The organism is Streptomyces sp. NBC_00224 (assembly GCF_041435195.1).
In the GTDB taxonomy this organism is placed as follows: Bacteria; Actinomycetota; Actinomycetes; order Streptomycetales; family Streptomycetaceae; genus Streptomyces.
Genome location: NZ_CP108106.1, coordinates 5,541,362 through 5,566,194 on the forward strand (window position 1 = coordinate 5,541,362; position 24,833 = coordinate 5,566,194).

A 24,833-nucleotide genomic window follows, 5' to 3' on the forward strand; every position below is an offset into this window, starting at 1 on the left:
GACCGGCCGGGCGGGGGACGTGGAACAGAACCAGAGCAACAGCGGCAAGGGCGCGGAAGTGGTGGCGACAGGGCTGCTGCTGGCCGGGCGCTACCGGCTCGGCGACACCATCGGCCGCGGCGGCATGGGCAAGGTCTGGCGCGCCCACGACGAGGTCCTGCACCGCACGGTGGCCGTCAAGGAGCTGACCGCCGCGCTGTACGTGGCGGAGGCCGACCGCGTCGTGCTGCACGCGCGTACGCAGAAGGAGGCGCGGGCCGCCGCCCGCATCACCCACCCCGGCGTGGTCACCGTCCACGATGTGCTCGACCACGACAACCGCCCCTGGATCGTGATGCAGTACGTCGACGGGCCCTCGCTCGCCGACGCCGTGAAGGCCTCCGAGACCGGGCGGATCGAGGCCCGCGAGGCCGCCCGCATCGGACTGCACGTCCTGGGCGCCCTGCGCGCCGCGCACGCCGCGGGCGTGCTGCACCGCGACGTCAAGCCCGGCAACGTGCTGCTCGCCCGGGACGCGCGCGTGCTGCTCACGGACTTCGGGATCGCCGCCATCGAGGGCGACTCCACCATCACCCGGACCGGTGAACTGGTCGGTTCCATCGACTATCTGGCGCCCGAGCGGGTACGAGGAGGGCAGCCCGGTCCCGCCTCCGACCTGTGGTCCCTCGGCGCCACGCTCTACGCGGCCGTCCAGGGCGAGTCGCCCTTCCGCCGTTCCTCGCCCATATCCACCATGCAGGCGGTGGTGAACGAGGAGCCGCGGCCCGCCACGCACGCGGGCGCGCTGGCGCCGGTGATCACGGCCCTGCTGCGCAAGGAGCCCGAGGACCGCCCCTCGGTCGAAGAGGCCGAGCGGATGTTCCTGGAGGCGATGGAGGGACGCGAGCCGAAGGCGGCGCACGAGTTTGTGCCGACCCGTCAGGTCTCCGAGTCCGAACTGCGGGCCGCCACCGCCCCGGCGGGCGCCTCCGGGACGGTCCGCACCCCCGCGCCCGAGGCGGTCGCTCCTGCCCGCCCCGCCCCGAGAAGGCGCGGGCGGACCATCGCCCTGGTGGTCGCGCTCGCTGCCGTCCTCGGCGGCGCGGCCGGTCTCGCCGCCCTGAAGTACCGCGACAGCGGCGGCGACTCGGGGACCACCCCCACGTCCCCGTCGCCGGTCGTCAAGCCGGGCAAGACGGGCAAGGGCGACGCGTCCGTGCCCGACGGCTGGAAGCGGGTGAAGGACCCGGCCGGGTTCAGCCTCTTCGTGCCCGAGGGCTGGCGGCGCCAGATGTTCGGGAAGGAGACCGACTACACGCCGGACAACGGCCGCCACTACATACGCGTCAGCATCGGCAAGCCCGACTTCGAGAACCCGTACACGCACCAGCTGGACCTGGAGAAGACGCTCAAGAAGCGGGTGCCCACCTACCAGCGGGTGATGCTGAAGCCGAACACTTTCCGGGATCAGGTGAACTCCTCGCTCTGGGAGTTCGCCTTTGTGGAGAAGACCCGCTTCCCGGGCAAGCGGCACGCGATCGACCAGATGTACTTCGCCGACAACGGCGCTGTCGAGTACGCGATCTACATGTCCGGGCCGGAGTCCGACTGGGCGACCACCCGCGAGCAGTTCGACACGGTGCTGCGCGGCTGGCGGCCGCCGCCGCTGAACTGAACGGTCGCGCGCCCCCGTCGCGCGCCCCCGTCCCTCGTGCCCGCCCCCTCTTCCCGCGCCCGCCCGGTCGAATCCGTCTCGTGACCTCGCACCCCGCTCCGGCGCGGCCCCGTGCGGCATGATGGCCACAGGACCAATGAGCGAGGGGAAGCGGTGCCCGCACCAGCCAGTGATCCGCGTGGTGGCGCGGCCGAGGACCGTCTCATCGCCGGGCGTTACCGGCCGACGGCCCGGCTCGGCCGTGGTGGCATGGGCACCGTCTGGCGCGCCACCGACCAGCTCCTGGGCCGCCAGGTCGCCGTCAAGGAGCTGCACCCCGACGGCGGCGCCCCCGCCACCGCGGCGCTGCGCGAGGCGCGTGCCGTGGCGCAGTTCAAGCACCCGCACGTCATCGTCGTCCACGACGTCGTCGAGCAGGACGGGCGCTCGTACATCGTGATGGAGCTGGTCGAGGGCGGCTCGCTCGCCGACCGGCTGCGCGGCACCGGACCGGTCGACGCCCGCGAGGCGGCCCGGATCGGCATCGCGCTGCTTGGCGCGCTGAGCACCGCGCACCGCCAGGGCGTGCTCCACCGCGACCTCAAGCCCGCCAACGTCCTCCTGGAGGAGGGCACCGGCCGCGTCGTGCTCACCGACTTCGGCATCGCGCAGCTGCCGGGGTCCACCACGATCAGCGAGGACGGGGCGTTCGTCGGCTCGCCCGAGTACACCTCGCCGGAGCGGATGCAGGGCTCCGCCGCCGGACCCGAGTCCGATCTGTGGTCCCTCGGCGCGCTGCTGTGCGCCGCGCTGAGCGGCGAATCCCCCTTCCACCGCGACTCGTTGGGCGGCGTGCTGCACGCGGTGGTCACCGACGAGATCCGCCCGCCGCAGGCCGCCGAACCGCTGCTGCCGGTCGTGCGCGGGCTGCTGGAGCGCGACCCCGGGCGCAGGCTCGCCGCCGACGAGGCGCGGGAGCTGCTGCGCGCGTACGTGGCGACCGGCTCCACTCCCGTCGCACCGAGGCACTACACACCGACCGAGCGGGTCGCCGTGGCGAAGCCGGGGAGCGGGTCCCGGACCAGGACCGTACTGATCGCGGCGGCCCTGGTCGTCGTCCTCGGCGGCGCGGGCGCGACCGCCGCGGTGCTGCTGAGCGGCGGCGACGACGGCGGACGGGCCCGGGTCGCGGCGGGCGGCGGCGGGACGACGGCGACGGTCACCGCGTCCGCGTCCTCCTCGGTGAAGCCGGGGCCGCCCGGCCCCACGGTGACGGTCACGCGCGCCGACGAGCCGGCCCCGGCCGGCACCGCCCCCGCCGGGTACCGCCACGTCCGCGACCCGGACGGCTTCCGCCTCACGGTCCCGGCGGGCTACGTCCGTACCACCGACGACAGACGCGTCTTCTACGTGTCGCCGGACGGGGCCTTCCGGCTGGGCATCCGGCTGCAGCACTCCGTCTCCGGCGGCCCGCTCGGCATCATGCGCGCCGCCGACGCCAACGGGCCCTCCACCAACCCCGGTTACCGGGGCGGCAAGGTCGTCGCCACCACCCACCAGGGCCATGACGCGGCGCTGTGGGAGTTCAGCTGGAACGGCTTCAGCGCGGCCGAGGGCCCCCGGCACACCTACGACGAGTGCTGGGACGAGAACGGGAAGATGTACGACGTGTGGGTCTCGGCGCCGGTCGCGCGGCTCGACGAGGCCAAGCGGCACTTCGACACCGCGCTCGACTCCTTCACACCGTCGGCCTGACCCGTCCGCATCCGCCCTGGCCGTGTCACGGGTCCGCATCCCTCACGCCCCTCGGTTGGTGTCGGCACGGGCCGTTCGACAGGATGTGCGCATGACGAACGATGGGGGACGGGCGCCCGAGCCCACCAGCTACGACCTCCGGCCGCCGCGGTCCGTACCGCAGGAGCAGCCGGTGCCCGGGCGACCGGCCGTACCGGGGCAGTACGAGCCGACGCAGGTCACCGGCGGGGACGGGAGGCCGGAGTCCGGCGCGGGCCGGATACTCGGTGGCCGCTACCGGCTCGTCGACCGCCTCGGCCACGGCGGGATGGGCACGGTCTGGCGGGCCCACGACGAGGTGGTGGACCGCGACGTGGCGGTCAAGGAGCCGCGCGTGCCGGATCACCTGGGCGAGCGCGAGCGGGCCACGGTCCATCTGCGGATGCAGCGCGAGGCGCGCGCCGCCGCCCGGATCGACCACCCCTCCGTGGTCACCGTGCACGATGTGGTCGTCGAGGACGACAAGCCGTGGATCGTCATGGAGCTGGTGCGCGGCCACTCGATGGCCGACCGGCTCCAGGAGGGCACCCTCGACGTCCGCGAGGCCGCCCGGATCGGGCTCGCGGTGCTCGGCGCGCTGTCCGCCGCGCACGAGGCGGGCGTCCTGCACCGCGATGTGAAGCCCGCCAACGTGCTGCTGGGGCGCGGCGACCGGGTCGTGCTGACCGACTTCGGTATCGCCCAGGTCGAGGGCGAGCAGGGCCTCACCGAGACCGGGGGGTTCGTCGGCTCGCCCGAGTACATCGCCCCGGAGCGGGTGCTCGGCCAGCGGCCGGGCCCGGAGTCCGACCTGTGGTCGCTCGGCGTGGTGCTGTACGCGGCGGTCGAGGGCGTGTCCCCGTACCGGCGCAGCAACACCCCCGCCACCCTCCAGGCGGTCCTCTCCGCCGAGCCGCAGATGCCGGCGAGGGGCTCGGGCGCCTTCGGCACACTGGTGATGCAGCTGCTGCGCAAGGACCCGGCGGCCCGCCCGGCGCCCGCCGAGATCCGCCAGACCCTGGAGTCGTTCGCCCACCCGGCGCCCGCCTCGCTCGCCGCGACCCGGCTGCTCGCCGACGCGGGCGCGGGCGCGGCCGCGGGGCTGCGCGCCTGGGTCCCGCCGGTCCTGGCCCGCAGCCGGCGCGCCCGGTACGGCCTGGGCGGCGGGGCGCTCGCGGTGGCGGCGGCCCTGGTGCTCGCCCTCGTCCAGCCGTTCGGCGGCGAAGGGCTGCCGTCCGGCTGGCAGGTGCGGCCGGAGACCGAGGTGCTCGACGCGGACGTGGCGGTGCCCGGCGACTACAGGCGGGTGCAGGACGAGAAGATCGACGCGCTCTGGTACTACGACCCCAGCGGGGTCTTCGAGATCGACTTCTGGCGCACCGACCCCGCGAGCGAGAAGGACGTGGTCGGGGGCTCGGCCACCGACTGGAAGGCGCACTACGAAGCGGGCGGTGACCAGAAGACGGAGATGAGGGACGCCCAGGTGACCTCCACGAAGACCAGGTTCCACGGCAGGGACGCCGTCGAGCTGGTCACCGACTACGTCCCGTACAGCACTTCGTCGAGCGACACCGACCCGTACCACTTCAAGTACTTCGAACTGCTCATCCCCGGCGAGGGCTCGGCTTATTGGAAGTTGCGGGTGAAGACACCCGCCGAAGGACAGGCTGCGCAGGACGGCGCAAAGCTGTTCGCACAGGTGCGTGACGGGCTGAAAATTCATAACCTCTGAGCAGGTTCTTCGGGCACAACGCGCTGATCAGCGCTTATGTCGCCAGTAGTCGCTGGCGCGGTGGTGAGGGTTCCGAAAAGTGTTACCGGCGGGTACCCAAACCGCCGTGCCCGGCATACGCTCGCTCCCATGACGGACTCGCAGGCCACGCCCACCAGCACCCGTACGAATCCGGTCGCCGCCGCCCCGGCGGGCGCCCGCACCGCCGCCGATGTGGTCACCCCGGAGGTGGTCGCCAAGCTCACCCGGGGAGTGGTCGGCTCCGGCCGTACGGCCAACCACACGCCGTTCACCGGCGAGAAACTGGCGGACCTGCCCGAGTCCACACCCGACGACGTCGCCGGGGCCTTCGCCCGCGCCCGCGCCGCCCAGCCCGCCTGGGCCGCGACGCCGGCCCGGCAGCGCGCCGCCGTCCTGCTGCGCTTCCACGACCTGGTCCTCGACCGCCAGGCCGAGGTCCTCGACCTCATCCAGCTGGAGACCGGCAAGGCCCGTCTGCACGCGCACGAGGAGGTCCAGGCCGTCGCCGTGGCCGCACGCCACTACGGCCGCAAGGCGCCCGCGTATCTGCGGCCCAAGCGGCACACCGGTGTGGTGCCGACCCTCACCAAGGTCACCGAACTGCGCCAGCCGCGCGGGGTGGTGGGGCAGATCGCGCCCTGGAACTACCCGTTCGAGCTGTCCGTCGGCGACGCGCTGCCCGCCTTCGTCTCCGGCAACGCCGTGGTGATGAAGCCCGACACCGAGACCGCGCTCACCGCGCTGTGGGCCCGTGACCTCCTGATCGAGGCGGGGCTTCCCGCCGAGGTGTTCCAGGTGGTGCTCGGTGAGGGCCCGGTCGTCGGCCCCGAGGTCGTCAAGCACGCCGACTACGTCTCCTTCACCGGCTCGACCCGCACCGGCCGCGAGGTCGCCCAGGGCGCGGCGGCCCGACTGGTCGGCGTCACGCTGGAGTTGGGCGGCAAGAACGCGATGCTGGTGCTGCGCGACGCCGATGTGGAGAAGGCGGCGGCGGGCGCGGTCCGCGCCTGCTTCTCCTCGGCGGGCCAGCTCTGCATCTCGATCGAGCGGCTGTACGTCCACGAGTCGGTCGCGGACGCCTTCGTCGAGCGGTTCGCCGCCCGCACCAGGGCGATGCGGCTCGGCAACTCCCTCGCGTACGGCGCCGACATGGGCTCGCTGGTCGGCGAGGGCCAGCTGGAGACCGTGACCCGGCACGTCGAGGAGGCCGTCGCCAAGGGCGCCCGGCTGGTCGCGGGCGGCGTCGCCCGCCCCGACATCGGCCCGCTCTTCTACGAGCCGACGATCCTGGACGGGGTGGAGGCGCCGATGGCCGTGTGCACCGAGGAGACCTTCGGGCCGGTCGTCTCCCTCTACCGGTTCACCGACGAGGACGAGGTGATCGAGGCCGCCAACGCGACCCCGTACGGCCTCAACTCCTCGGTCTGGACGAAGGATTCGCGGCGCGGCCACGAGGTCGCCGCCCGGCTGCGCACCGGCACGGTCAACATCAACGAGGGGTACGCCCCGGCGTACGGCAGCGTCCAGTCCCCGATGGGCGGCATGAAGGACTCCGGCCTCGGCCGCCGCCACGGCTCCGAGGGCATCCTCAAGTACACCGAGGCCCAGACCGTCGCCCAGCAGCGGATCCTGCCGCTCGCGCCGTCCTTCGGGATGGACGACGAGAAGTACGCCGCGTTCATGAGCCGCAGCCTCAAGGCGATGAAGGCCCTGCGGCTGCGCTGACCCCCGTCCGCTGCCCGTTCCGCCCCGCCCTTTCTGTTTCGTACGAGGAGAGCCGATGCCCCAGGAGACGCGCGCCCGGAATCAGGAACTCCGCCCAGACGACGACTCGTCGTACGACTACGACGTGCTGGTCGTCGGCTCCGGCTTCGGAGGCTCGGTGACGGCCCTGCGCCTGACCGAGAAGGGCTATCGGGTAGGGGTCCTGGAGGCGGGCCGCCGCTTCACGCCCGCGACGCTGCCCAAGAACTCCTGGGACATCAAGAACTACCTCTGGGCACCCAGGCTGGGGATGTACGGGATCCAGCGCATCCATCTGCTCGGCAATGTGATGGTGCTCGCGGGCGCGGGCGTCGGCGGCGGGTCGCTGAACTACGCCAACACCCTCTACGTACCGCCGAAGCAGTTCTTCGACGACCCGCAGTGGAAGGACATCACCGACTGGCAGGAGGAGCTGACCCCGCACTACGAGCAGGCCAAGCGCATGCTCGGGGTCCGGCTCAACCCGACCATGACGCCCTCCGACGTCCACCTCAAGGCGGCCGCGCAGCGGATGGGTGTGGGCGACACCTTCCACATGGCGCCGGTGGGCGTCTTCTTCGGGGACGGGGAGGACGCGCAGGGCACGGTGAGGGCGAGGCCGGGGGAGTCGGTCGCCGACCCGTACTTCGGCGGGGCGGGCCCGGCCCGCAAGGCGTGCACCGAGTGCGGCGAGTGCATGACGGGCTGCCGACACGGCGCGAAGAACACCCTCAACGAGAACTACCTCTACCTGGCCGAGAAGGCGGGCGCGGTCGTGCACCCGATGACGACGGCCGTCTCGGTCACCGACGACTCGCAGGGCGGGTACGCGGTCGCCACGCTGCCCACGGACAACCGCAAGAAGGACGCGGGCCGCCTGTTCAAGGCGCGGCGCGTGGTGATCGCGGCCGGGACGTACGGCACCCAGACCCTGCTGCACCGGATGCGCTCGGGCGGCCAGCTCCCGTACCTCTCCAAGCGGCTCGGCGAGCTGACCCGCACCAACTCGGAGGCGCTGGTGGGGGCGCAGACCAACAACCGCCGCTACCGCAAGGCGCACGGCGCGGCCAAGGCCGACTTCACCCGTGGCGTCGCCATCACCTCCTCGGTCCACCCCGACGAGAACACCCACATCGAGCCGGTCCGCTACGGCCGGGGCTCGAACGCGATGGGCGGCATGTCGATCCTCCAGGTCCCGTACGCGGAGGGCTCCTCGCTTGCGCTGGGCTGGCTGGCGAACGCGGTGAAGCACCCCGGTCTCCTCGCCCGCTCGCTCAGCAACCACCGCTGGTCGGAGCGGACCATCATCGGTCTCGTCATGCAGTCCCTGGACAACTCGCTGACGACGTATCTGAAGCCGGACGGCGTCGGCAAGGGCCTGCTCACCGCCCGCCAGGGCCACGGCGCGCCCAACCCGAAGCAGATCCGGGCGGCGTCCAAGGCGGCGACCGAGCTCGCCGCCGAAATCAACGGCTTCGCCGGCTCGAACGTCGGCGAGCTGATGGGCACCCCGCTGACCGCGCACTTCCTGGGCGGCTGCCCGATCGGGGCGTCGGCGGAGGAGGGCGTGATCGACCCGTACCACCGCCTCTACGGGCACCCGGGCATCTCGGTGGTCGACGGCGCCGCCGTCTCGGCGAACCTGGGCGTCAACCCGTCGCTGACGATCACGGCGCAGGCCGAGCGGGCGATGTCGCTGTGGCCGAACAAGGGCGAGGCCGACCCGCGCCCGGCCCAGGGCCGGCCGTACGTACGGGTCGAGGCCGTGGCGCCGAAGGCTCCGGCGGTCCCGGCGGACGCGTTCGGCGCGCTGCGGCTGCCGTTCCTGGGGATGCCGACGGTGCCGCCGAAGAGCGCCGAGTAGGTCAACTTCGGCCAAATGGAAAACGAGGAGCGCTGCACCCCCCTCCGAGTGCAGCGCTCCTCGCTCGTCCGTGGGCCGCGCGCCGAACAGGCGGGGCCGTTGGTTCCGCAGAGATGACCTGCCAATCCTGTCAATGGTTGTCCCAGGACTCACAGAATTCTTATGTGCTCCCTGTCACACCGGTGGCGCGGGGACATGCGAATCACGCCAAAAGCGGAGGGCAAGGCAACCGGTCGGCAGCGGCCGCGTCCGGACAGCGCGAAGGGCCCCGCATCGGGTCATCCGTCCTGGGGATGGCTCGCGGGGCCCTTGGCCGTCAGCACCGACGTCAGGGCAGCGTCGGTGCTGCGGGAGGCGGCGCCGGGGGGTAGCGCCGCTGGTGGACGAGCGCCGGGTGGCCGACCCGGCGCGCGGGGGGCGCGCGGGTGGTATCGACCACTGGCAGTCGCTCTGCGCAGTGATGGGGACCTGTCTCTGCATCGTGAAGGATGGGCTGCGGAGCACGCAACCGTTTGGACCGGATGCGGCCGGCCCCGGGCGTCCCAGGAGCCGACCGCATTGAAGGGGTGACCGGGCTGCTGTCCCCTGCCGACCGGTCACGCGCGCTGGGGCGAGGTCCCACGACGTGCCATCGGCACGTCACACGCTCCAGCGGAGCCACGCGTGGTTTTTTCGGGCCCGCCCCTGGCTGACACGGACACCCTGCCCAACGAAGTGGGGCACCGGCCGGTCACGGCGCCGGACGGGTGAGGCTGCGGCGAACTCGGATCCGTGCCGAACCCGGATACGTGTCGAACCCGGATGCGCGGCGAACTCAGATCCGGCCCCGGCACAGCTCCAGCATCGTCATCGCGAGCGCGGTGCCGGGCTTGCCCAGGGCGTCTCGGTAGTGGGCGAGGACCTCCATCTCGCGGTTCAGGTTCACCCGGCGCCCGCCGGAGGCGATACGGGACTCCTGGATGACGGCCGAGACGGCCATCCGTTCCTGGATCAGACCGATGATGCGGTCGTCGAGCGCGTCGATGCGCTCCCGGGCACCGGTGATCACGGAGGCGGCCTCGTCGGTGCGGGCGCCAGTCTTCTCGGTCTGGGTGACGGACATGTGGGGCTCCTCGGGTGTCTGGCGCCCCGGAGCGGCAAGGCCCGGAAATGACAGAACGCCCCGGGCCTTGTCGGCCCGGGGCGCCTGGGAAGTCGCTTGTCAGTTGCTCAAGCAGCACGACCATGGCAGCCGGACGGGCCGGTGCCATAGGTAAAGACGAAGGTCTGGTGCTTGAGCATGCGCACAGTATGGACCGGTGCCACCGGGCGGGGCCAATCCCGGTTCGGATGGTGAGACGAAAGGGCCCGGCTCGCGCCCCGGTAGAATCGACAAATACCGACCCCTCCCACCGCCGGAAGGCCGCCAGTGTCCTCAGCGTCCCCAGCTGCCGCGCCCGCATCCAACCCGGACGTAGTCCTCGTTGTCGACTTCGGCGCCCAGTACGCCCAGCTCATCGCCCGCCGCGTCCGTGAGGCCCGGGTCTACAGCGAGATCGTGCCGAGCACGATGCCCGTGGCCGAGATGCTGGCCAAGAACCCGAAGGCGATCATCCTCTCGGGCGGCCCCTCGTCCGTGTACGCGGAGGGCGCCCCGCGCCTGGACCGCGCGCTCTTCGAGGCCGGCGTCCCCGTCTTCGGCATGTGCTACGGCTTCCAGCTGATGGCGACGACGCTCGGCGGCACGGTCGACGACAACGGCGCGCGCGAGTACGGCCGTACGCCGCTGCACGTCACCAAGGTCGGCTCCACGCTCTTCGAGGGCACGCCCGCCGAGCAGTCGGTGTGGATGTCGCACGGCGACGCCTGCTCGGCCGCGCCCGAGGGCTTCACCGTCACCGCGTCCACGGACGTCGTACCGGTCGCCGCCTTCGAGAACGACGAGAAGAAGCTGTACGGCGTGCAGTACCACCCCGAGGTGCTGCACTCCACGCACGGCCAGCAGATCCTTGAGCACTTCCTCTACCGGGGCGCGGGCATCGAGCCGACCTGGACCACGCACAACGTCGTGGAGGAGCAGGTCGCCCTCATCCGCGAGCAGGTCGGCGCCAAGCGCGCCATCTGCGGCCTGTCCGGCGGCGTGGACTCCGCGGTCGCCGCGGCCCTCGTCCAGAAGGCCATCGGCTCCCAGCTGACCTGCGTGTACGTCGACCACGGCCTGATGCGCAAGGGCGAGACCGAGCAGGTCGAGAAGGACTTCGTGGCCGCCACCGGCGTCCAGCTGAAGGTCGTCGACGCGCAGGAGCGATTCCTCACCGCGCTCGCCGGCGTCTCCGACCCGGAGACCAAGCGGAAGATCATCGGCCGCGAGTTCATCCGCGTCTTCGAGCAGGCGCAGCTGGAGATCCTCCAGGAGGACGGCCCCGAGGTCGCCTTCCTCGTCCAGGGCACGCTGTACCCGGACGTCGTGGAGTCCGGCGGCGGCACCGGTACCGCGAACATCAAGTCGCACCACAATGTGGGCGGCCTGCCCGACGACATCGAGTTCGAGCTCGTCGAGCCGCTGCGCCAGCTGTTCAAGGACGAGGTCCGCATGGTCGGCCAGGAGCTCGGCCTGCCGGAGGAGATCGTCCAGCGCCAGCCGTTCCCCGGCCCGGGCCTCGGTATCCGTATCGTCGGCGAGGTCACCAAGGACCGCCTCGACCTGCTGCGCGAGGCCGACGCCATCGCTCGCGAGGAGTTGACGGCGGCCGGTCTGGACCGCGAGATCTGGCAGTGCCCGGTCGTGCTGCTCGCGGACGTCCGCAGCGTCGGCGTCCAGGGCGACGGCCGCACCTACGGCCACCCGATCGTGCTGCGCCCGGTCTCCTCCGAGGACGCCATGACGGCGGACTGGACGCGCATGCCGTACGACGTGCTGGCGAAGATCTCGACGCGCATCACCAACGAGGTCGCCGACGTCAACCGCGTCGTCCTCGACGTGACGAGCAAGCCCCCGGGCACCATCGAGTGGGAGTAATCCCGCATCGGCCGATCGGCGCCGCCGCACCGGGTTCCCGGTGCGGCGGCGCCGTCGTATCCGCTCCCGCACGACTCTGTTCACCTGCCGAACCGCGCGGTAACTTCCGGCCATGACCGAGATCCCGCAGCCGTCCGGGCAACGGCCCGCCCCCGCGCCGATACCCGTCGACCGGCTCCACTTCGCCCTGCCGCCCGTCCACGCCACCCCGGCCGAGGAGCGGCGGCACCGCAAGGAGCGGCTGGCGGGGGCCCTGCGGCTGTTCGCACGGTCCGGCTGCGAGGAGGGGGTCTCCGGGCACATCTCGGCGCGCGACCCGGAGTTCGAGGACTGCTACTGGGTGAACCCGTTCGGGGTGCCGTTTGCGCGGGTCACCGCGGGCGAGCTGGTCATGGTCAACGGGGACGGCCAGGTCGTCGAGGGCCGCTACCACGTCAACCAGGCGGCCTTCGCGGTCCACGCCCAGGTGCACCGGGCCCGCCCCGAGGTGGTCGCGGTGGCGCACACCCACTCGGTGCACGGGCGGGCGCTGGCGGCGCTCGGCGATCTGATCGAGCCGTACACCCAGGAGGCCTGCGCCTTCTTCGAGGACCACGCCCTGTTCGACGCCTATACGGGAGTCGTCGTCGACGCCGAGGAGGGGCGCCGGATCGCGGCCGCCCTCGGCCCGTACAAGGCGGTGATCCTGCGCAACCACGGGCTGCTGACCGTGGGGGACTCGGTGGACGCGGCGGCCTGGTGGTTCCTTTCGATGGAGCGGTGCAGCGAGGTGCAGCTGGCCGCGCGGGCGGCCGGGAAGCCGGTGCTCATCGAACGCCGGGACGCGGTCGCCACCCGCGACCAGCTGGGCAGCGACCTGGTCGCGTGGATCAACTACCAGCCGCTGTGGCACCAGATCAGTGAGTCGGAGCCCGAACTGCTGTCGTAGTACGTCAATTTGATGGTGCGTCAATCACTCGCGCCGCGTGCCCCTGTCGACCGCGGGACGGTTTTAGTACGGCACAATTCCCTGACAGTCGACATGACTTGAGGGAAGGGCGAGATTTCCGTGGCGGTGCAGGAGGCTCGGCAATGCGGTGGTGACTGCGGTCCCGGGACGCGGAACGGCCACCGGCGCGCGGTGGCGGCGTTCCTGGCCAAGCGCGACGGGCTGGCCGCCGGAGAAGGGCTGCCCGCTGCCGTCGCGCACTCCGCCGGGGCGTCCCGCCAGTGGGTGTCGGACGAGCTCACCCAGTCCGCCCGGGCGCTCGCCGAACGCGGCCGGGAGGCGGGGCGGGCCTGGCCGGCCGCGGTGCTGCTGGCCACCCTCGTGACCGTGTGGGGGAGCGTCGCCGTGCTGGCGCTCGTGGAGGCCTTCACCGCGATCGGCGCCGGCTGGACCCACGCCAGGACCGCCGGGCTGCTCGCCGCCCTGGCCGTGGCGGTCGCGCTGACCGGCGCCGCGTGGCTGCACCGGGCGCGCGGCGGACTGCTCGCGCCGGTCGTCGGCGAGGACAACCGGCTCTCCACCTCGCGCGCGGTGGCCGCCGCCTGGGTGCTGCTGGTGGCCTTCGCGGTGCTGCTCCTCGCGGTGCGGCTGGCCGGGGCGTCCGGCGCGAAGGAGCGCGACGCGCTGATCGAAGGCCTCGGACTCTCCCACGGCGCGGGCCTGCTGGCGGTGGTCGCGCTGGTCAGCGCGGTGAGCGTGGTGGTGCGCCGGGTGGTGGCCGTACGCATCGCGGGGCAGCGGCTGCAGAAGGTGCGCGCGGAGCGGCCGCGCGCCGCCGACCTGCTCACCGACGACGCCGGGCGCGGCAGCTTCGCGGACGTCCAGTACGTCCTGGTCTCCACGGTCGCCGTGCTGTTCGCCGCCGTGCGGCTGGCCCGGCGGCCCGACCGGCTGCCCGATCTGCCGTGGGCGCTGGCCTTCCTGGTGGCCGTGTCCGCGCTGACGTACTTCGCCGGGAAGTACGCCGAAGGCGGTCGTCCCGTCGTGCTCTCGGTGGTCCGGGCGCGCGAGGCGGGCGATCTGGACGCGCCGATCCGTACCGGTGACGACATCGAGATCCGCGGCGCCGGATTCGTGCCGCCCGGAGCGGGCACCCCCGACCGGCTCGCCCGGATGGTCGTGCGGATCGGCGCGGTCCACGTCCATGTGCCGCTGATCCCGGTCACCGGCGGCTTCGCCAACCCCAGCGACACCGTGCTGACCGTGCCGGTCCCGGTGGACGTCGAGCCGGGCCGGGTGGAGGTGCGGGTGGTCACGGCCGCGGGCGTCGAGACGAACCGGGTCGCGATCGACGTCACCGGCGACTGAGCCGACGGCACCGACCGAACCGACATCACCGACCGAACCGGCGCCGCCACCCAGGGAAACCAGTTGAGGGGTGAACCGGTTGAGCCGCGCGCCGCTCCCGTACGTATGGTCAGGTGACAGGGGTTACGGAAGGCGGGAACGGCGATGGCACACGGAAATCTCACCCGGGCGCGAGGCGGGGCGGCCACCGGCGGGGGCCTGCGCGGGCTGAAGGAGACGGCCGGCAGGTACGCGCTGCTGCCGCTGCGCGTCTTCCTCGGCGTCACCTTCGTCTACGCCGGGTTCGACAAGCTCACCGGCGGCACCACCACCCTCAAGGCGAGCGGCAGCGGCTCGCTCGGGGAGCTGATGCACTCGGTGCGCGACAGCTCCGCGATCCCCGCCCTCGTAGACCTCGCCCTGAAGAGCCCGGTCGGCTTCGGGTACGCCATCGCCATCGGCGAGATCGCCGTCGGACTCGGCATCCTGATCGGCCTGTTCGGACGGCTCGCGGCGACCGGCGGCGCGCTGATCTCGCTGAGCCTGTGGCTGACCGTGAGCTGGGCGACCACGCCGTACTACTACGGCAACGACCTGGCCTACTTGATGGCCTGGCTGCCGCTGGTGCTCGCCGGGACGCCGCTGCTCTCCGCCGACGCCTGGCTGGCGTCGCGGCGGCGCTTGCGCATCCCGTAGGCGACCCAGCTGGCGAGCCCGGCGAGGCCGAGCCCGCCGCAGACCAGCGGGATCACCGCGTACCAGGGCGTCTGCCACTCGTCCGCCGCGTCGCCCGCGAACAGGACGGCGGTGGCCACCATCACCGCCCCCGCGATCAGCCGTCCGGGACGGAACTCATGACGCGGCACGGTCCACCTCCGCCTGGCCGATGGAGACGTGCAGATCGAGCTCCAGGGTCCCGGCCGGTTTCGCCCCGGCGGGCGGCGGCAGGGTCACCGTCTTCTTCTGGTTCGGCTGGATGTCGACATCCTCCGGCTTCTCGGTCGGCAGCTGTACGTCGCCGACGCCCACCACGATGTGCGCCTTCACGGTCGCGCCCAGGGGCACGACGACCTTGAGCCGCCCCGCGCCGACCTCCGCGCGCGTCTTCACACTCTGCCCCACGGGCACCACGACCTTGCTCAGATCGAGGGTGCCCTCGCCCGACCCCAGGGCGTACGACGGCTGTACTTCGGCCGCGGCGGCCGGGGTCCAGTCGGTCCTGGTCCAGTGGGTCGTGATGGTCTTGGGCATCGCCGAGGCCCCGGCGAGCAGGGCGGCCGTGAGCACCGCCATGAACAGCGTGCCGAACCCGGTCCGCCCCACGAACGCGCTGATCAGCAGGCCGAGGCCGAACACCACGAGGGCCGCGGTGAGGCCGATCTGGAGCGCGGTGCCCAGCGGCTGGTGCCCCCAGGCGCCCGCGGTGCCGACGCCGCCCGCGAGCAGCGCGAGCAGGAAGACGAACCCGCCGATGGAACGTGGGCCACGGGTGGCCCGGTCGGCCGCCTTGTCGGCCCGGTCCGCCTTCTTGGCGCGCGCCCCGGCCCCGAAGGCGGGCGCCGCGTCGGCGCCTTCGGCTCCCCACAGATAGCCGGTGCCGACCGGGCCCGTGGTGCCGTCCTTGACGATCGGGTCGCGCCACCAGGAGGGCGGGACGGGTGTGGGCGGCGCCTTGGTCTCGGGCGGGGCCGTCCCGGGGCCGAAGGGCGGGGAGGTGCCCCCGGCCGCCGTCTGGGCGGTCGCCGTGTCCGGCGGGGCGTCCGGGGGCGTGGCCGAGCGGCGCCGGGACCAGACGCCGATGCCCGCGACGGCCAGCGTCAGCAGCCAGGCGAAGCTCATCACCGAGCCGTTGCTCAGCATGGACAGGAAGATCCCGCAGCCCGCCAGCGCCATCAGCACGGCGGCCAGCGCCGGGCCCTCCACCCGCCCGGACAGCAGCCGCCGGGCCTCGTTCTCGTCCTCGTCGTCCAGCGGGAGCAGCAGCCAGCCGAACCCGTAGAAGACCAGGCCGAGGCCGCTGATGACGGTGAGCACGCCGAACGCGATCCGGAAGATCACCGGGTCGATGTCGCAGTACCGCCCGAGCCCGCCGCAGACGCCGCCGATCACCTTGTTGTGACCGCTGCGGCGCAGCTGCGCGGCGGGCGCCGGGTCCGGATCCGGGTCCGGCGGCGCGACGGGGGTCTCGGTCGGCTGAGTCATGACTCCATGGTGACGGGCGGTCCGCGGGTCCGGCACCCGCCCCGACCCTGGCCTCTCCCTGAGATTGCCCCTGATGCGGGGGTGGGGCCTCCCCCGTGCGGGGGAAGTCGGCTCCCCCGTGCGGGGATCGCGGATCAGGGGCGTCCTGGGGGCTTACCCTGATGCCCGCACCCGCACGGACGTGTGACGATCGGTCCATGCCAGTCGCCGCTTCCCGAACCGCGCCCCCCGAGGCCGACGAACCCCCCGTGCGCAAGCTCTACCGCTCGGCCGAGGGGCGGATGCTCGGTGGCGTGGCGCGCGGCCTCGCCGGACACCTCGGGCTGCCGGTCGTCTGGGTGCGGATCGTCTTCCTCGGCCTGTTCATGATCGACGGGCTGGGGGCGCTGCTGTACGCGGTGTTCTGGTTCGTGGTGCCGCTGGGCCTGGGCGGCACGGCCGCCGAGCCGCGCTCGGCGTTCGAGGTCAGCCCCGACGGCCGCAGACGGCTGCGCAAGCCCGACAAGGGCCAGGTCGTCGCCCTGATCGCGCTCTGCATCGGCGCGGCGATCTTCGCGGGCAATGTGAACGTGGGCGGCTGGGCCAGTCCGTACATCTGGCCGACGCTGCTGGTCGGCGCCGGAGTGGTCCTGGTGTGGCGCCAGGCGGACAACGCCCGGCGGGCCCGCTGGACCGAGGGCGCCCGGCGCAGCCGACTGCTGCCGCTGGCCCGGGGGCTGGCCGGGGTGGCGCTGGTCGGCGCCGGCTTCACCGGGTTCGTGGTGGTGCGCGGCTCGGCCGCCCAGCTCGGCAACGTACTGACGGCGGCGCTCGCGGTCATCGCGGGTATAGCCCTGCTGGCGGGCCCCTATCTCGTCCGGATGACCCAGGACCTCTCCGAGGAGCGCCTGATGCGCATCCGCGCCCAGGAGCGCGCCGAAGTCGCCGCCCATGTGCACGACTCGGTGCTCCACACCCTCACGCTGATCCAGCGCAACGCGGAGAACGTGGGCGAGGTGCGGCGGCTCGCCCGCGCCCAGGAGCGCGAGCTGCGGGCCTGGCTCTACAAGCCGGGGGGCACCGGCAAGGACGAGTCGGAGGAGCCGGAGACCCTGGCCGAGGCGGTGAAGAAGGCCGCGGCCGAGGTCGAGGACAAGCACGGTGTGCCGCTGGAGGTCGTGGTCGTCGGCGACTGCCCGCTCGACGAGGGGCTGTCCGCACAGATGCAGGCCGCGCGCGAAGCGATGGTGAACGCCGCCAAGTACGGTGGCGAGGGCGGCGCCGTCCAGGTCTTCGCGGAGGTCGAGGGCCGTACGGTCTTCGTGTCCGTACGGGACCGGGGCCCCGGCTTCGATCTGGACGCGGTGCCGGACGACCGCATGGGCGTACGAGAATCGATCATCGGCCGGATGCAGCGCAACGGCGGAACGGCGCGGCTGCGTTCGGTGCCCGGTGGGGGCACCGAGGTCGAGTTGGAGATGGAGAGGGCGGACGGATGACGACGGAGCAGACCCAGGGAACCCAGAGCGGTGCCGAGCGGCGGGTGCGGGTCGTCCTGGTCGACGACCACCGCATGTTCCGCACGGGTGTCCAGGCGGAGATCGGCCGTACCGAGGAGACGGGCGTGGAGGTCGTCGGGGAGGCGGCCGACGTGGACCAGGCGATCACGGTCATCACGGCGACCCGGCCGGAGGTCGTCCTCCTCGACGTCCATCTGCCGGGCGGCGGCGGTGTGGAAGTCCTGCGCCGTTCGGCCCCGTTGATGGCGGCCGCGGAGAATCCGGTGCGCTTCCTCGCGCTGTCCGTCTCGGACGCGGCGGAGGACGTGATCGGGGTGATCCGGGGCGGCGCCCGCGGCTACGTCACCAAGACGATCACGGGTACGGACCTGGTCGACTCGATCTTCCGGGTCCAGGAGGGCGACGCGGTGTTCTCGCCGCGGCTCGCGGGCTTCGTCCTGGACGCCTTCGCGTCGACGGACGCGCCGCCGGTCGACGAGGACCTGGACCGCCTCACCCAGCGCGAGCGGGAGGTGCTGCGGCTGATCGCGCGCGGCTATGCGTACAAGGAGATCGCCAAGCAGCTGTTCATCTCCGTGAAGACGGTCGAGTCGCACGTCTCGGCGGTGCTGCGCAAGCTCCAGCTGTCCAACCGCCATGAGCTGACGCGCTGGGCGACGGCTCGACGGCTGGTCTGAGGGGGCCGGTCGACCGGGGGGAGGGGTGCGGGAACCGGGATTGTCAGGACGGCGTCAAAACTCAACGTGCGCTCCTTGCACGGTAGTTACGATGCGAGATGATCGTCGGACACGGGGGAGGGGTCGTCCATGGGCTTTGACGAAGAGTGGGCGTCGAGCAAGGCGGCAGCGGCGGGGCAGCCGGTGGGCACGCGGCTCGACGGGGCGTACGACGGGCCGTTTCCGCCGTCGGGGCCGGGCGGTGACAAGGACCTGAACTCCAGCGCCTCGCGAAAGAAGACCGCCGCCAACGACATAGAGACCGACTTCGAGCCGAACACGAAGAAGGCCGGCGCCTGGGCGGACGAGGCGAACGGGACGGCGGTCAAGGCCTTCGCCGGGTGGGCGGCCGCGGCCGGGCTGACGAAGGCCCAGGAGACCTGGGGCAAGTCGGTCACCGCGTTACTCGGCCGGCTGGCCGGGGAGAAGTCCGCGCTGCGCGGCACGACCGGACTCTTCCTGAACAACGACATAGGCGTCGGCAACGACTTCGGGCCGCTCGTCAAACCGTCCTCGCTCAGCCAGGTCTCGCCGCCGCCGCACTCGTAGGAGTCCCGCAATGCTGACCTACGAACTGATCATGAAGACCGACCTCTCGCAGCTCACCACGGCCGCCACCAAGTGGGACGACATGGCGGGCGAGCTGAAGAAGCTTGAGGAGCGCTACCGGACCCAGGTCCAGAGCGTGAGTCTGGACGGCACCTGGACCGGCCAGGCCTCGCTCTACTCCCGGCCGAACTTCGCCGCCACGCACACGCAGTACGTCGCCGCGCAGACGGAGGCCAAGGCCGTCGCCTCGCTGCTGCGTGACGCCCACGCCCAGTTCGTGGACCTGAAGAAGAGGGTGGAGTCCGCGCGGGACGACGCCGTCAAGGCGGGGATGAAGGTCTCCGAGACGGGCGCCGCGACCTTCGACTACAGCAAGGTCAGCGCCGCGGAGGCCAACACGGTCCGCCATGACCCGGACCTGCGCACCACCGAGAACTCGTGGTCGCAGCACATCGGGCAGGCCGTTACCGCCATGAACGACGCCGACCAGGGCGTGAAGATCGCCCTGGAGGCGGTCGGCGCCGACACCGATCTGTTCGACGACACGAGGAACGGCTTCAACGCCAAGGCCAGCGGCGACGTGGAGCACTACGAGGCCCAGGCCATGATCCAGCTGGCCGACAAGGTCAACGACGGCAAGAAGCTGTCCCCCGAGGAGCTGGCCGAGGCCGAGTCGCTCTTCCGGGACAACTCCCACGACACGGTCTTCACCCAGACCCTGCTCCAGAGCCTCGGCCCGGACGGCGCGATCAAGTTCACCCAGCACGTGAACGACTGGTCGCTCTCCGACAAGTCCCACAAGGACGACTACGCGGCCCTGGAACGCGGCTTCGCCACGTCCCTGGCCACCGCGACGACGGTCCCGGGCAAGGTCACGGACATGCCGCCGGGCTCGGCCAAGTACAACGAGTGGCTGAACAGCCCCGACGGGAAGTTCTACAAGGGGTGGATGGAGGGGATGGAGAAGGCGGGGGTCCACAACTACGGGGACAACCTGCGGCCGCTCAGCGGCTATCACGTGCTGGCCAGCCTCATGGGGCATGCGGACGCCAAGTACGACGACCAGTTCCTGTACGCGCTCGGCGACAAGATGATCGACGCCGAGAAGAAGGACCACAACCTCTTCAAGGTGTGGGGCGCCGACTACAAGGGCATCGAGCCGGACCCGATCGACACGCTGCTCGGCGTGATGGGCAAGAACCCGGACGCCGCCACGGCCTTCTTCGACCCGTCAGGCAACGGCGCGGGCACCGACCACGTCGGCAACGACCACCTCAAGTACCTGGCAGGCCACGGGGACGGGACCCGCCAGTGGCCGAACCACTCGTACTCCGGGGGCGTCGGCGTGGCGAACTACGACAACCCGACGAGCCGAGCCGGGCTGGGCGCGGCGCTGGAGGCGGCCACCACGGGGCATCCGCCGCTGCACGACGGTGAGCGGGGCGGTGCGCCCGGCCCGCACACCCCGGCGCAGGCGCGGGTCATGCAGAACATGCTGACGACGCTGGACGCGGGCCTCAGTGGCGAGAAGCTGGACCCCGACATGCAGAAGAACATCGGCCACGCCCTGGCGGACTACGTCCAGGACACCCATCACATCCTGGCCGAGAGCGGTTCGAAGTACGGGAGTCCGGACGGCCTGGACCACATCTGGAGCCAGGGCGACGACGCGGGAATCGCGGTCAGCAAGGGCACCCTGATGCGTGTGATGCGTGGTGCCTCGTCGGACTCGCAGACCTTCTCGCTGCTGTACGACACCCAACAGCAGTACGCGATCGACCAGTTGTCCAACGCCCCGCATACCGGCGGTGAGGGTTACGAGCGCTGGAAGAACCCGGCGAGCGAGATGGGCTCGGTCATGGGCGCGATGAACTCCATCGGATCCGATGTCATCTTCGACGAGCGCAGCGGCAAGATCCAGGCCGCCAACGACATGGCGAAGTACGCCTACCACTTCGCGGGCGCCCCGGTGACCGGCCTGCCGGTGCTGGGCGACACGGCGCAGCGCCTGATCGACGCGAGCACCTACGAATGGTCGAAGGATGTCATCTCGGCCGCACAGTCCAAGGCGCAGGAGATGAACTCCCACCAGTACTCGTCGGGCGTCACCGGCACGTACAACTACATCGACCAGTGGGCCACCGCCCACGGCGTGGACATCAACGACGAGACGAACAGCAAGGGCAACCCGAACTGGGACGCGTGGCAGTCGATGAGGCGCGAGGCCAAGCAGTCGTACACATCGTCCCGGGGTGACGCCGCCGCGTACCTCGGTTGGGAGTAGCGCGTGGCTGTCCGGCTGTTCTCCGCCTCCGCGGGGAGGAAATGGGTGCTCGGCGCGGTGCTGGCCGTGTTGGTGGCGGGCGGGCTCCACACGGGGTTCAACACCAATGCGTTCGGGCCGGACAGGCTGTGCGGGGGATGGCTGAAGTCCTCGGACGTGGAGCGGGTGCTCGACGGACCCGGACGGCTGTCGGACTCCGGTACGGACACGGTGTGCACGGTGAAGAAGTCGGGCCTCCTGGTCGGCGGCGACGCCTCCGTCACGGTCCGGATAGCCGCCGAGCCGAGCAAGTTCCCGTTCGCGACGGGGAGTTGGACCGCGTCGGCGACTCAGCGGCTGTTCACCGGACAGGCCGGTGGCGGCGTCGACGGGTACGGCGGCTGGGCGCTGCTGCCTGCCTCGTGCCGGATTCCGGCCGGTGTCCCCAGTGACAAGTCGGATGCCAGGGTGGCGGTTGTGGCGTCTCTGGCGGGCGGTTCGACGGAGGAAGGGGCGTTGGTGCGCCTGCTCTCCGCCGCCGCCGAGTCCGCCGCCGCCCGTTCCGGCTGCGCCGCCGAGGGGCGCCCGACCGAGCTCGCCTCGGCCCGGACCTCCCCGGCCGACTTCGCCCGGGTCTGTGCGCTGCCGGGCTTCACGATCCCAGCGGTGACCGGCGACAAGGGCCGTGCCGGCCGCGCGCAGGTCACCGGGGACCTCGGCACGGCCTGGATATGCGACTTGTCGTTCGCCGGCGACAAGAGCGGTCCGTATGCCCGTTTCGCGGCGGTGCGGGATCCGCTGCTGGCCCAGGGCCTGTCCACCAGCGGCGCGGTCCGGCTGGACTGCCCGGGCGGGCCCGTCTACGCAACCGTCGACAACAACACGTATCCCTGGGACCCGGCCGAGCGGAAGGCGGCGGGCCTGTTGCCGGAGAAGGACCTGCGTGACCGGTTCGCCACGGCGGTCGCGGGCGCACTGCACTGCCCGGCGGCGCGACGAACGTAAAAACCCGGCAAATCAGTCAACTCGGACATGCCTGTCACCCCTCTCCCCGCGTGTGACGCCCCTGACCGACCTGACCGGCACCCCCCTCGCCAGGCCTTCCGCCGGCCCAGCGGGGTCGTCGGGGGGCCGGTGGGCGCGGAATCAAGCACCGGAAGAGTAAAGCCCTGGCAAAGTGGGGCAACTCCAGTTAACGCATCCGGCTCTTCCCGTCCGTGATGAGCCTGACCGGTACCCCCTTTCTGCTGACCGCCGTCCTCGTGGCGGCGGCGGCCCTGCTGCTGCCCCTGTTCCTGTGGAGCAGGATCGGCGGGCCGGCCGTGGTGCGCGGGGCCTCGCGGCTGTTCATGCTGCTGTTCGCCCAGTTCACCGCCGTCCTCGTCGTCTTCGTGATGGTCAACAACGCCAACGGGCTCTACGACACCTGGGACGACCTGCTGGGCACCGGCAACCACGTCAACGCCGCCCCCGACCTCGGCCCCGACGGCACCGGCGGCAAGAAGGCCGCCTCCGCGCCCAAGGTCAAGCAGAACTTCAAGGAGTACAAGGGCAAGGTCGGCAACGGCGTCATGAAGACCACGCTCAAGGGCGCGATCTCCGGTGTCGAGGGCGACGTGGCGGTCTGGCTGCCGCCGCAGTACAACGACCCCGCGTACAAGGACAAGACGTTCCCCGTGGTCGAGCTGCTGCCCGGCTACCCGGGTTCCATAGGCGCCTGGTTCGGCTCGCTGCACACCCAGCGGCAGCTCACGCCGATGATGCAGCGCGGCGAGGTCGCGCCGTTCATCCTCGTCTCGCCGCGCACCACGCTCCTGGACGGCCGCGACACCGGCTGCGCCAATGTGCCGGGCACCGTCAACGCCGACACCTGGATCAGCGTGGACGTACGGAAGATGATCACCGACAACTTCCGGGCCGCGACCGGGCCCGAGGGCTGGGCCGTCGCCGGGTACTCGGCGGGCGGCCACTGCGCCGCCAAGCTCGCCGTCGCGCACCCCGACCGCTACCGCGCCGGCGTCGACCTCTCCGGCTACAACGACCCGGCCGCCGAGGGCGTCTCGATCACCGCGCACGACCCGAAGCTGCGCCGCGAGTCCAACCCGCTGTGGATCCTCAAGAACGCCAAGACCCCGCCGCTGACCTCGCTGTTCGTCTCCGGCGACAAGGGCGACGGCTACAACGACGGCCTGGCCCTGAAGAAGGCCGCCAAGGCCCCGACCACCGTCCACGTCGTCCGGCTGAACGGCGGCGGCCACCGCAGCAGCGTCTGGGAGCACCAGGTGCCCGACGTCTTCCGCTGGCTCACCAAGGAGCTCGGTCAGGCGGGCCGGGTCGCGCCCGCGAACGGCATCTGATCGATCGGCGCGAGCCGCACCGGCGCCCCCGGGTGCGGCGCGTGGATCATCTGGCCGCCGCCGATGTAGAGCCCGACGTGGCTGATGCCCGAGTAGAAGAAGACCAGATCGCCGGGGGCCAGGGCGGAACGGGCCACCCGGGCGCCGGAGTTGATCTGCGTGTACGTGGTCCGGGGCAGTGAGACGCCCGCCGCGCCCCAGGCCGCCTGGGTCAGCCCCGAGCAGTCGAACGAGGACGGCCCGGTCGCGCCCCACACGTACGGCTTGCCGAGCGCGGTGTAGGCGTACGCCACGGCGGCCGCCGCCCGACCGCTGGGGGCCGGGAGCAGCGCGGCGGGCGCGGCGGGCGCACCGGGGGCCGAGGAGCGGCCGGCGCGGCCGGTGCTGCCCGCGTCGGTACGGGCGCCGTCCTGGCCCTCGTACGCGGCCCGCTGCTCGGCGGTCAGCTGCGTGAGCAGCGCCTGCGCCGAGTCGAGCTTCGACTTGATGGTCTCCTTCTGGCGCTTGAGCTCGGCCTGCCGGTCGCGCAGCTCGGCGAGCCTGCCGTCGGCGGAGGTGTGCAGCCGCTTCAGCTCGGCGAGCTGCTTGCGGACCCCGGCCACCGCGTTCGCCGTCCGGTCCCCGGCCCGCTCCTGGAAGGCCGCGTCGTCCAGATACCGCTGCGGGTCGGACGACAGCATCAGCTGGAGCGCGGGGGCGATCCCGCCGGTGCGGTACTGGGCGGTGGCGATCGAGCCCAGCGCGTTGCGCGCGCTGTTGAGCCGACCGGTCTTGCGCGCGGCCTCGTCCTGCATCGCGTCGACGGACTTCTGGGTGTCGTCCGCCTTCTCCTTGGTGCCGTTGTACGCCTCGGTGGCGACCTCCGCGTCCTGGTAGAGCCTGTCCACCTTGGCCTTGACCTGGGCCGGGGTCAGGCGGGGCTCGGCGTGGCCGGAGCCCTCGAAGGCGGTGGCGGTGGCGGCTCCGGCCAGTGCGAGGGTCGCCGCGGTACGGGCGGCGGGGCCGGTGAGCGGGTGCTGCCTGGGCTTTCGGTGTGCAGCCACTAGGGCCTTCACGTCCTTCCGTGCACATCCGGCGACGGACCGCACAGGGGGGACGGCCCGCCGCCGGATCTCTCGGCTTGGCGACCGATGACCGCCCTTGAGGGGGCGGCGATGGGGAGTCGGTCACCTGGGGGAGGACGCTAAACCTGGGTGACACGGGGGAGT

At 72.0% G+C, this 24,833-nt stretch carries 19 protein-coding genes; 15 read left to right on the forward strand and 4 right to left on the reverse strand.

Annotation, left to right across the window (positions count from 1 at the left end):
* The first annotated feature begins 19 nt into the window (after positions 1 to 19).
* The 5 genes from OG965_RS24805 (at position 20) to OG965_RS24825 (ending at position 8,766) form a co-directional block, all read left to right on the forward strand.
* Positions 20 to 1,654 (forward strand): serine/threonine-protein kinase, encoded by a 1,635-nt coding sequence (locus OG965_RS24805; RefSeq protein ID WP_371654254.1) that lies wholly within the window; start codon positions 20 to 22, stop codon positions 1,652 to 1,654.
* Positions 1,655 to 1,903: 249 nt separating this feature from the next.
* Entirely contained in the window at positions 1,904 to 3,388 is a 1,485-nt protein-coding gene (locus tag OG965_RS24810; protein WP_371657045.1) for a serine/threonine-protein kinase, read from the forward strand.
* A gap of 91 nt (positions 3,389 to 3,479) precedes the next feature.
* Positions 3,480 to 5,138, forward strand: a complete 1,659-nt coding sequence (locus OG965_RS24815) for a serine/threonine-protein kinase (protein ID WP_371654255.1) — start codon at positions 3,480 to 3,482, stop codon at positions 5,136 to 5,138.
* Between the two features lie 129 nt (positions 5,139 to 5,267).
* Complete coding sequence (locus OG965_RS24820; RefSeq protein ID WP_371654256.1) at positions 5,268 to 6,884, forward strand: succinic semialdehyde dehydrogenase; 1,617 nt, start codon at positions 5,268 to 5,270, stop codon at positions 6,882 to 6,884.
* Between the two features lie 55 nt (positions 6,885 to 6,939).
* Positions 6,940 to 8,766, forward strand: a complete 1,827-nt coding sequence (locus OG965_RS24825) for a GMC oxidoreductase (protein WP_371654257.1) — start codon at positions 6,940 to 6,942, stop codon at positions 8,764 to 8,766.
* A gap of 814 nt (positions 8,767 to 9,580) precedes the next feature.
* Here OG965_RS24825 and OG965_RS24830 read toward each other — a convergent pair.
* Positions 9,581 to 9,922, reverse strand: a complete 342-nt coding sequence (locus tag OG965_RS24830; RefSeq protein WP_371657046.1) for a chorismate mutase — start codon at positions 9,920 to 9,922, stop codon at positions 9,581 to 9,583.
* 252 nt (positions 9,923 to 10,174) lie between these two features.
* Between OG965_RS24830 and guaA the strand changes: the two genes are divergently transcribed.
* From guaA to OG965_RS24850, 4 genes are all read left to right on the forward strand, one after another.
* Complete coding sequence (gene guaA / locus OG965_RS24835; protein WP_371654258.1) at positions 10,175 to 11,764, forward strand: glutamine-hydrolyzing GMP synthase; 1,590 nt, start codon at positions 10,175 to 10,177, stop codon at positions 11,762 to 11,764.
* A 112-nt stretch (positions 11,765 to 11,876) separates the two neighbouring features.
* Complete coding sequence (locus OG965_RS24840; protein WP_371654259.1) at positions 11,877 to 12,692, forward strand: class II aldolase/adducin family protein; 816 nt, start codon at positions 11,877 to 11,879, stop codon at positions 12,690 to 12,692.
* A 120-nt stretch (positions 12,693 to 12,812) separates the two neighbouring features.
* A complete protein-coding gene (locus OG965_RS24845) occupies positions 12,813 to 14,060 on the forward strand; it encodes a hypothetical protein (protein ID WP_371654260.1) in 1,248 nt (415 codons plus the stop codon).
* Between the two features lie 144 nt (positions 14,061 to 14,204).
* Positions 14,205 to 14,735, forward strand: coding sequence for a DoxX family protein (locus OG965_RS24850; protein ID WP_371654261.1), 531 nt, complete (start codon positions 14,205 to 14,207; stop codon positions 14,733 to 14,735).
* On the opposite strand, the gene OG965_RS24855 is transcribed toward OG965_RS24850, so the two are convergent.
* Together OG965_RS24855 and OG965_RS24860 are read right to left on the reverse strand one after the other, a co-directional pair.
* Positions 14,639 to 14,905, reverse strand: coding sequence for a hypothetical protein (locus OG965_RS24855; protein ID WP_371654262.1), 267 nt, complete (start codon positions 14,903 to 14,905; stop codon positions 14,639 to 14,641). The genes OG965_RS24850 and OG965_RS24855 overlap by 97 nt on opposite strands.
* A complete protein-coding gene (locus OG965_RS24860) occupies positions 14,892 to 16,241 on the reverse strand; it encodes a PspC domain-containing protein (protein WP_371654263.1) in 1,350 nt (449 codons plus the stop codon). The genes OG965_RS24855 and OG965_RS24860 overlap by 14 nt, the downstream gene beginning before the upstream one ends.
* Positions 16,242 to 16,438: 197 nt before the next feature.
* On the opposite strand from OG965_RS24860, the gene OG965_RS24865 reads away from it, so the two are divergent.
* The 6 genes from OG965_RS24865 to OG965_RS24890 all read left to right on the forward strand — a co-directional run bounded on the left by OG965_RS24865 (position 16,439) and on the right by OG965_RS24890 (position 23,625).
* The gene (locus tag OG965_RS24865) at positions 16,439 to 17,719 is read left to right on the forward strand and encodes a PspC domain-containing protein (protein WP_371654264.1); all 1,281 of its coding nucleotides are present in this window, start codon (positions 16,439 to 16,441) and stop codon (positions 17,717 to 17,719) included.
* Positions 17,716 to 18,417, forward strand: a complete 702-nt coding sequence (locus OG965_RS24870; protein ID WP_371654265.1) for a LuxR C-terminal-related transcriptional regulator — start codon at positions 17,716 to 17,718, stop codon at positions 18,415 to 18,417. The genes OG965_RS24865 and OG965_RS24870 overlap by 4 nt, the downstream gene beginning before the upstream one ends.
* A gap of 129 nt (positions 18,418 to 18,546) precedes the next feature.
* A complete protein-coding gene (locus OG965_RS24875; RefSeq protein WP_371654266.1) occupies positions 18,547 to 19,005 on the forward strand; it encodes a hypothetical protein in 459 nt (152 codons plus the stop codon).
* Positions 19,006 to 19,015: 10 nt separating this feature from the next.
* Positions 19,016 to 21,289: a hypothetical protein gene (locus OG965_RS24880; protein WP_371654267.1), complete on the forward strand. Its 2,274-nt coding sequence runs from the start codon at positions 19,016 to 19,018 to the stop codon at positions 21,287 to 21,289.
* A 3-nt stretch (positions 21,290 to 21,292) separates the two neighbouring features.
* Complete coding sequence (locus OG965_RS24885; protein WP_371654268.1) at positions 21,293 to 22,273, forward strand: hypothetical protein; 981 nt, start codon at positions 21,293 to 21,295, stop codon at positions 22,271 to 22,273.
* Positions 22,274 to 22,488: 215 nt separating this feature from the next.
* Positions 22,489 to 23,625, forward strand: coding sequence for an alpha/beta hydrolase (locus OG965_RS24890; protein WP_371654269.1), 1,137 nt, complete (start codon positions 22,489 to 22,491; stop codon positions 23,623 to 23,625).
* Here OG965_RS24890 and OG965_RS24895 read toward each other — a convergent pair.
* Positions 23,589 to 24,668 (reverse strand): NlpC/P60 family protein, encoded by a 1,080-nt coding sequence (locus OG965_RS24895; RefSeq protein ID WP_371654270.1) that lies wholly within the window; start codon positions 24,666 to 24,668, stop codon positions 23,589 to 23,591. The two genes, OG965_RS24890 and OG965_RS24895, sit on opposite strands and share 37 nt — an antisense overlap.
* Positions 24,669 to 24,833: the final 165 nt, after the last annotated feature.

What these genes read in the sequence shown, in the direction of transcription:
- OG965_RS24810 (WP_371657045.1), top strand. Translation starts at nt 1,904, where the DNA reads ATGGGCACCGTCTGGCGCGCCACCGACCAGCTCCTGGGCCGCCAGGTC.
- OG965_RS24815 (WP_371654255.1), top strand. Translation starts at nt 3,480, where the DNA reads ATGACGAACGATGGGGGACGGGCGCCCGAGCCCACCAGCTACGACCTC.
- OG965_RS24820 (WP_371654256.1), top strand. Translation starts at nt 5,268, where the DNA reads ATGACGGACTCGCAGGCCACGCCCACCAGCACCCGTACGAATCCGGTC.
- OG965_RS24825 (WP_371654257.1), top strand. Translation starts at nt 6,940, where the DNA reads ATGCCCCAGGAGACGCGCGCCCGGAATCAGGAACTCCGCCCAGACGAC.
- OG965_RS24840 (WP_371654259.1), top strand. Translation starts at nt 11,877, where the DNA reads ATGACCGAGATCCCGCAGCCGTCCGGGCAACGGCCCGCCCCCGCGCCG.
- OG965_RS24850 (WP_371654261.1), top strand. Translation starts at nt 14,205, where the DNA reads ATGGCACACGGAAATCTCACCCGGGCGCGAGGCGGGGCGGCCACCGGC.
- OG965_RS24860 (WP_371654263.1), bottom strand. Translation starts at nt 16,241, where the DNA reads ATGACTCAGCCGACCGAGACCCCCGTCGCGCCGCCGGACCCGGATCCG.
- OG965_RS24865 (WP_371654264.1), top strand. Translation starts at nt 16,439, where the DNA reads ATGCCAGTCGCCGCTTCCCGAACCGCGCCCCCCGAGGCCGACGAACCC.
- OG965_RS24870 (WP_371654265.1), top strand. Translation starts at nt 17,716, where the DNA reads ATGACGACGGAGCAGACCCAGGGAACCCAGAGCGGTGCCGAGCGGCGG.
- OG965_RS24875 (WP_371654266.1), top strand. Translation starts at nt 18,547, where the DNA reads ATGGGCTTTGACGAAGAGTGGGCGTCGAGCAAGGCGGCAGCGGCGGGG.
- OG965_RS24880 (WP_371654267.1), top strand. Translation starts at nt 19,016, where the DNA reads ATGCTGACCTACGAACTGATCATGAAGACCGACCTCTCGCAGCTCACC.
- OG965_RS24890 (WP_371654269.1), top strand. Translation starts at nt 22,489, where the DNA reads ATGAGCCTGACCGGTACCCCCTTTCTGCTGACCGCCGTCCTCGTGGCG.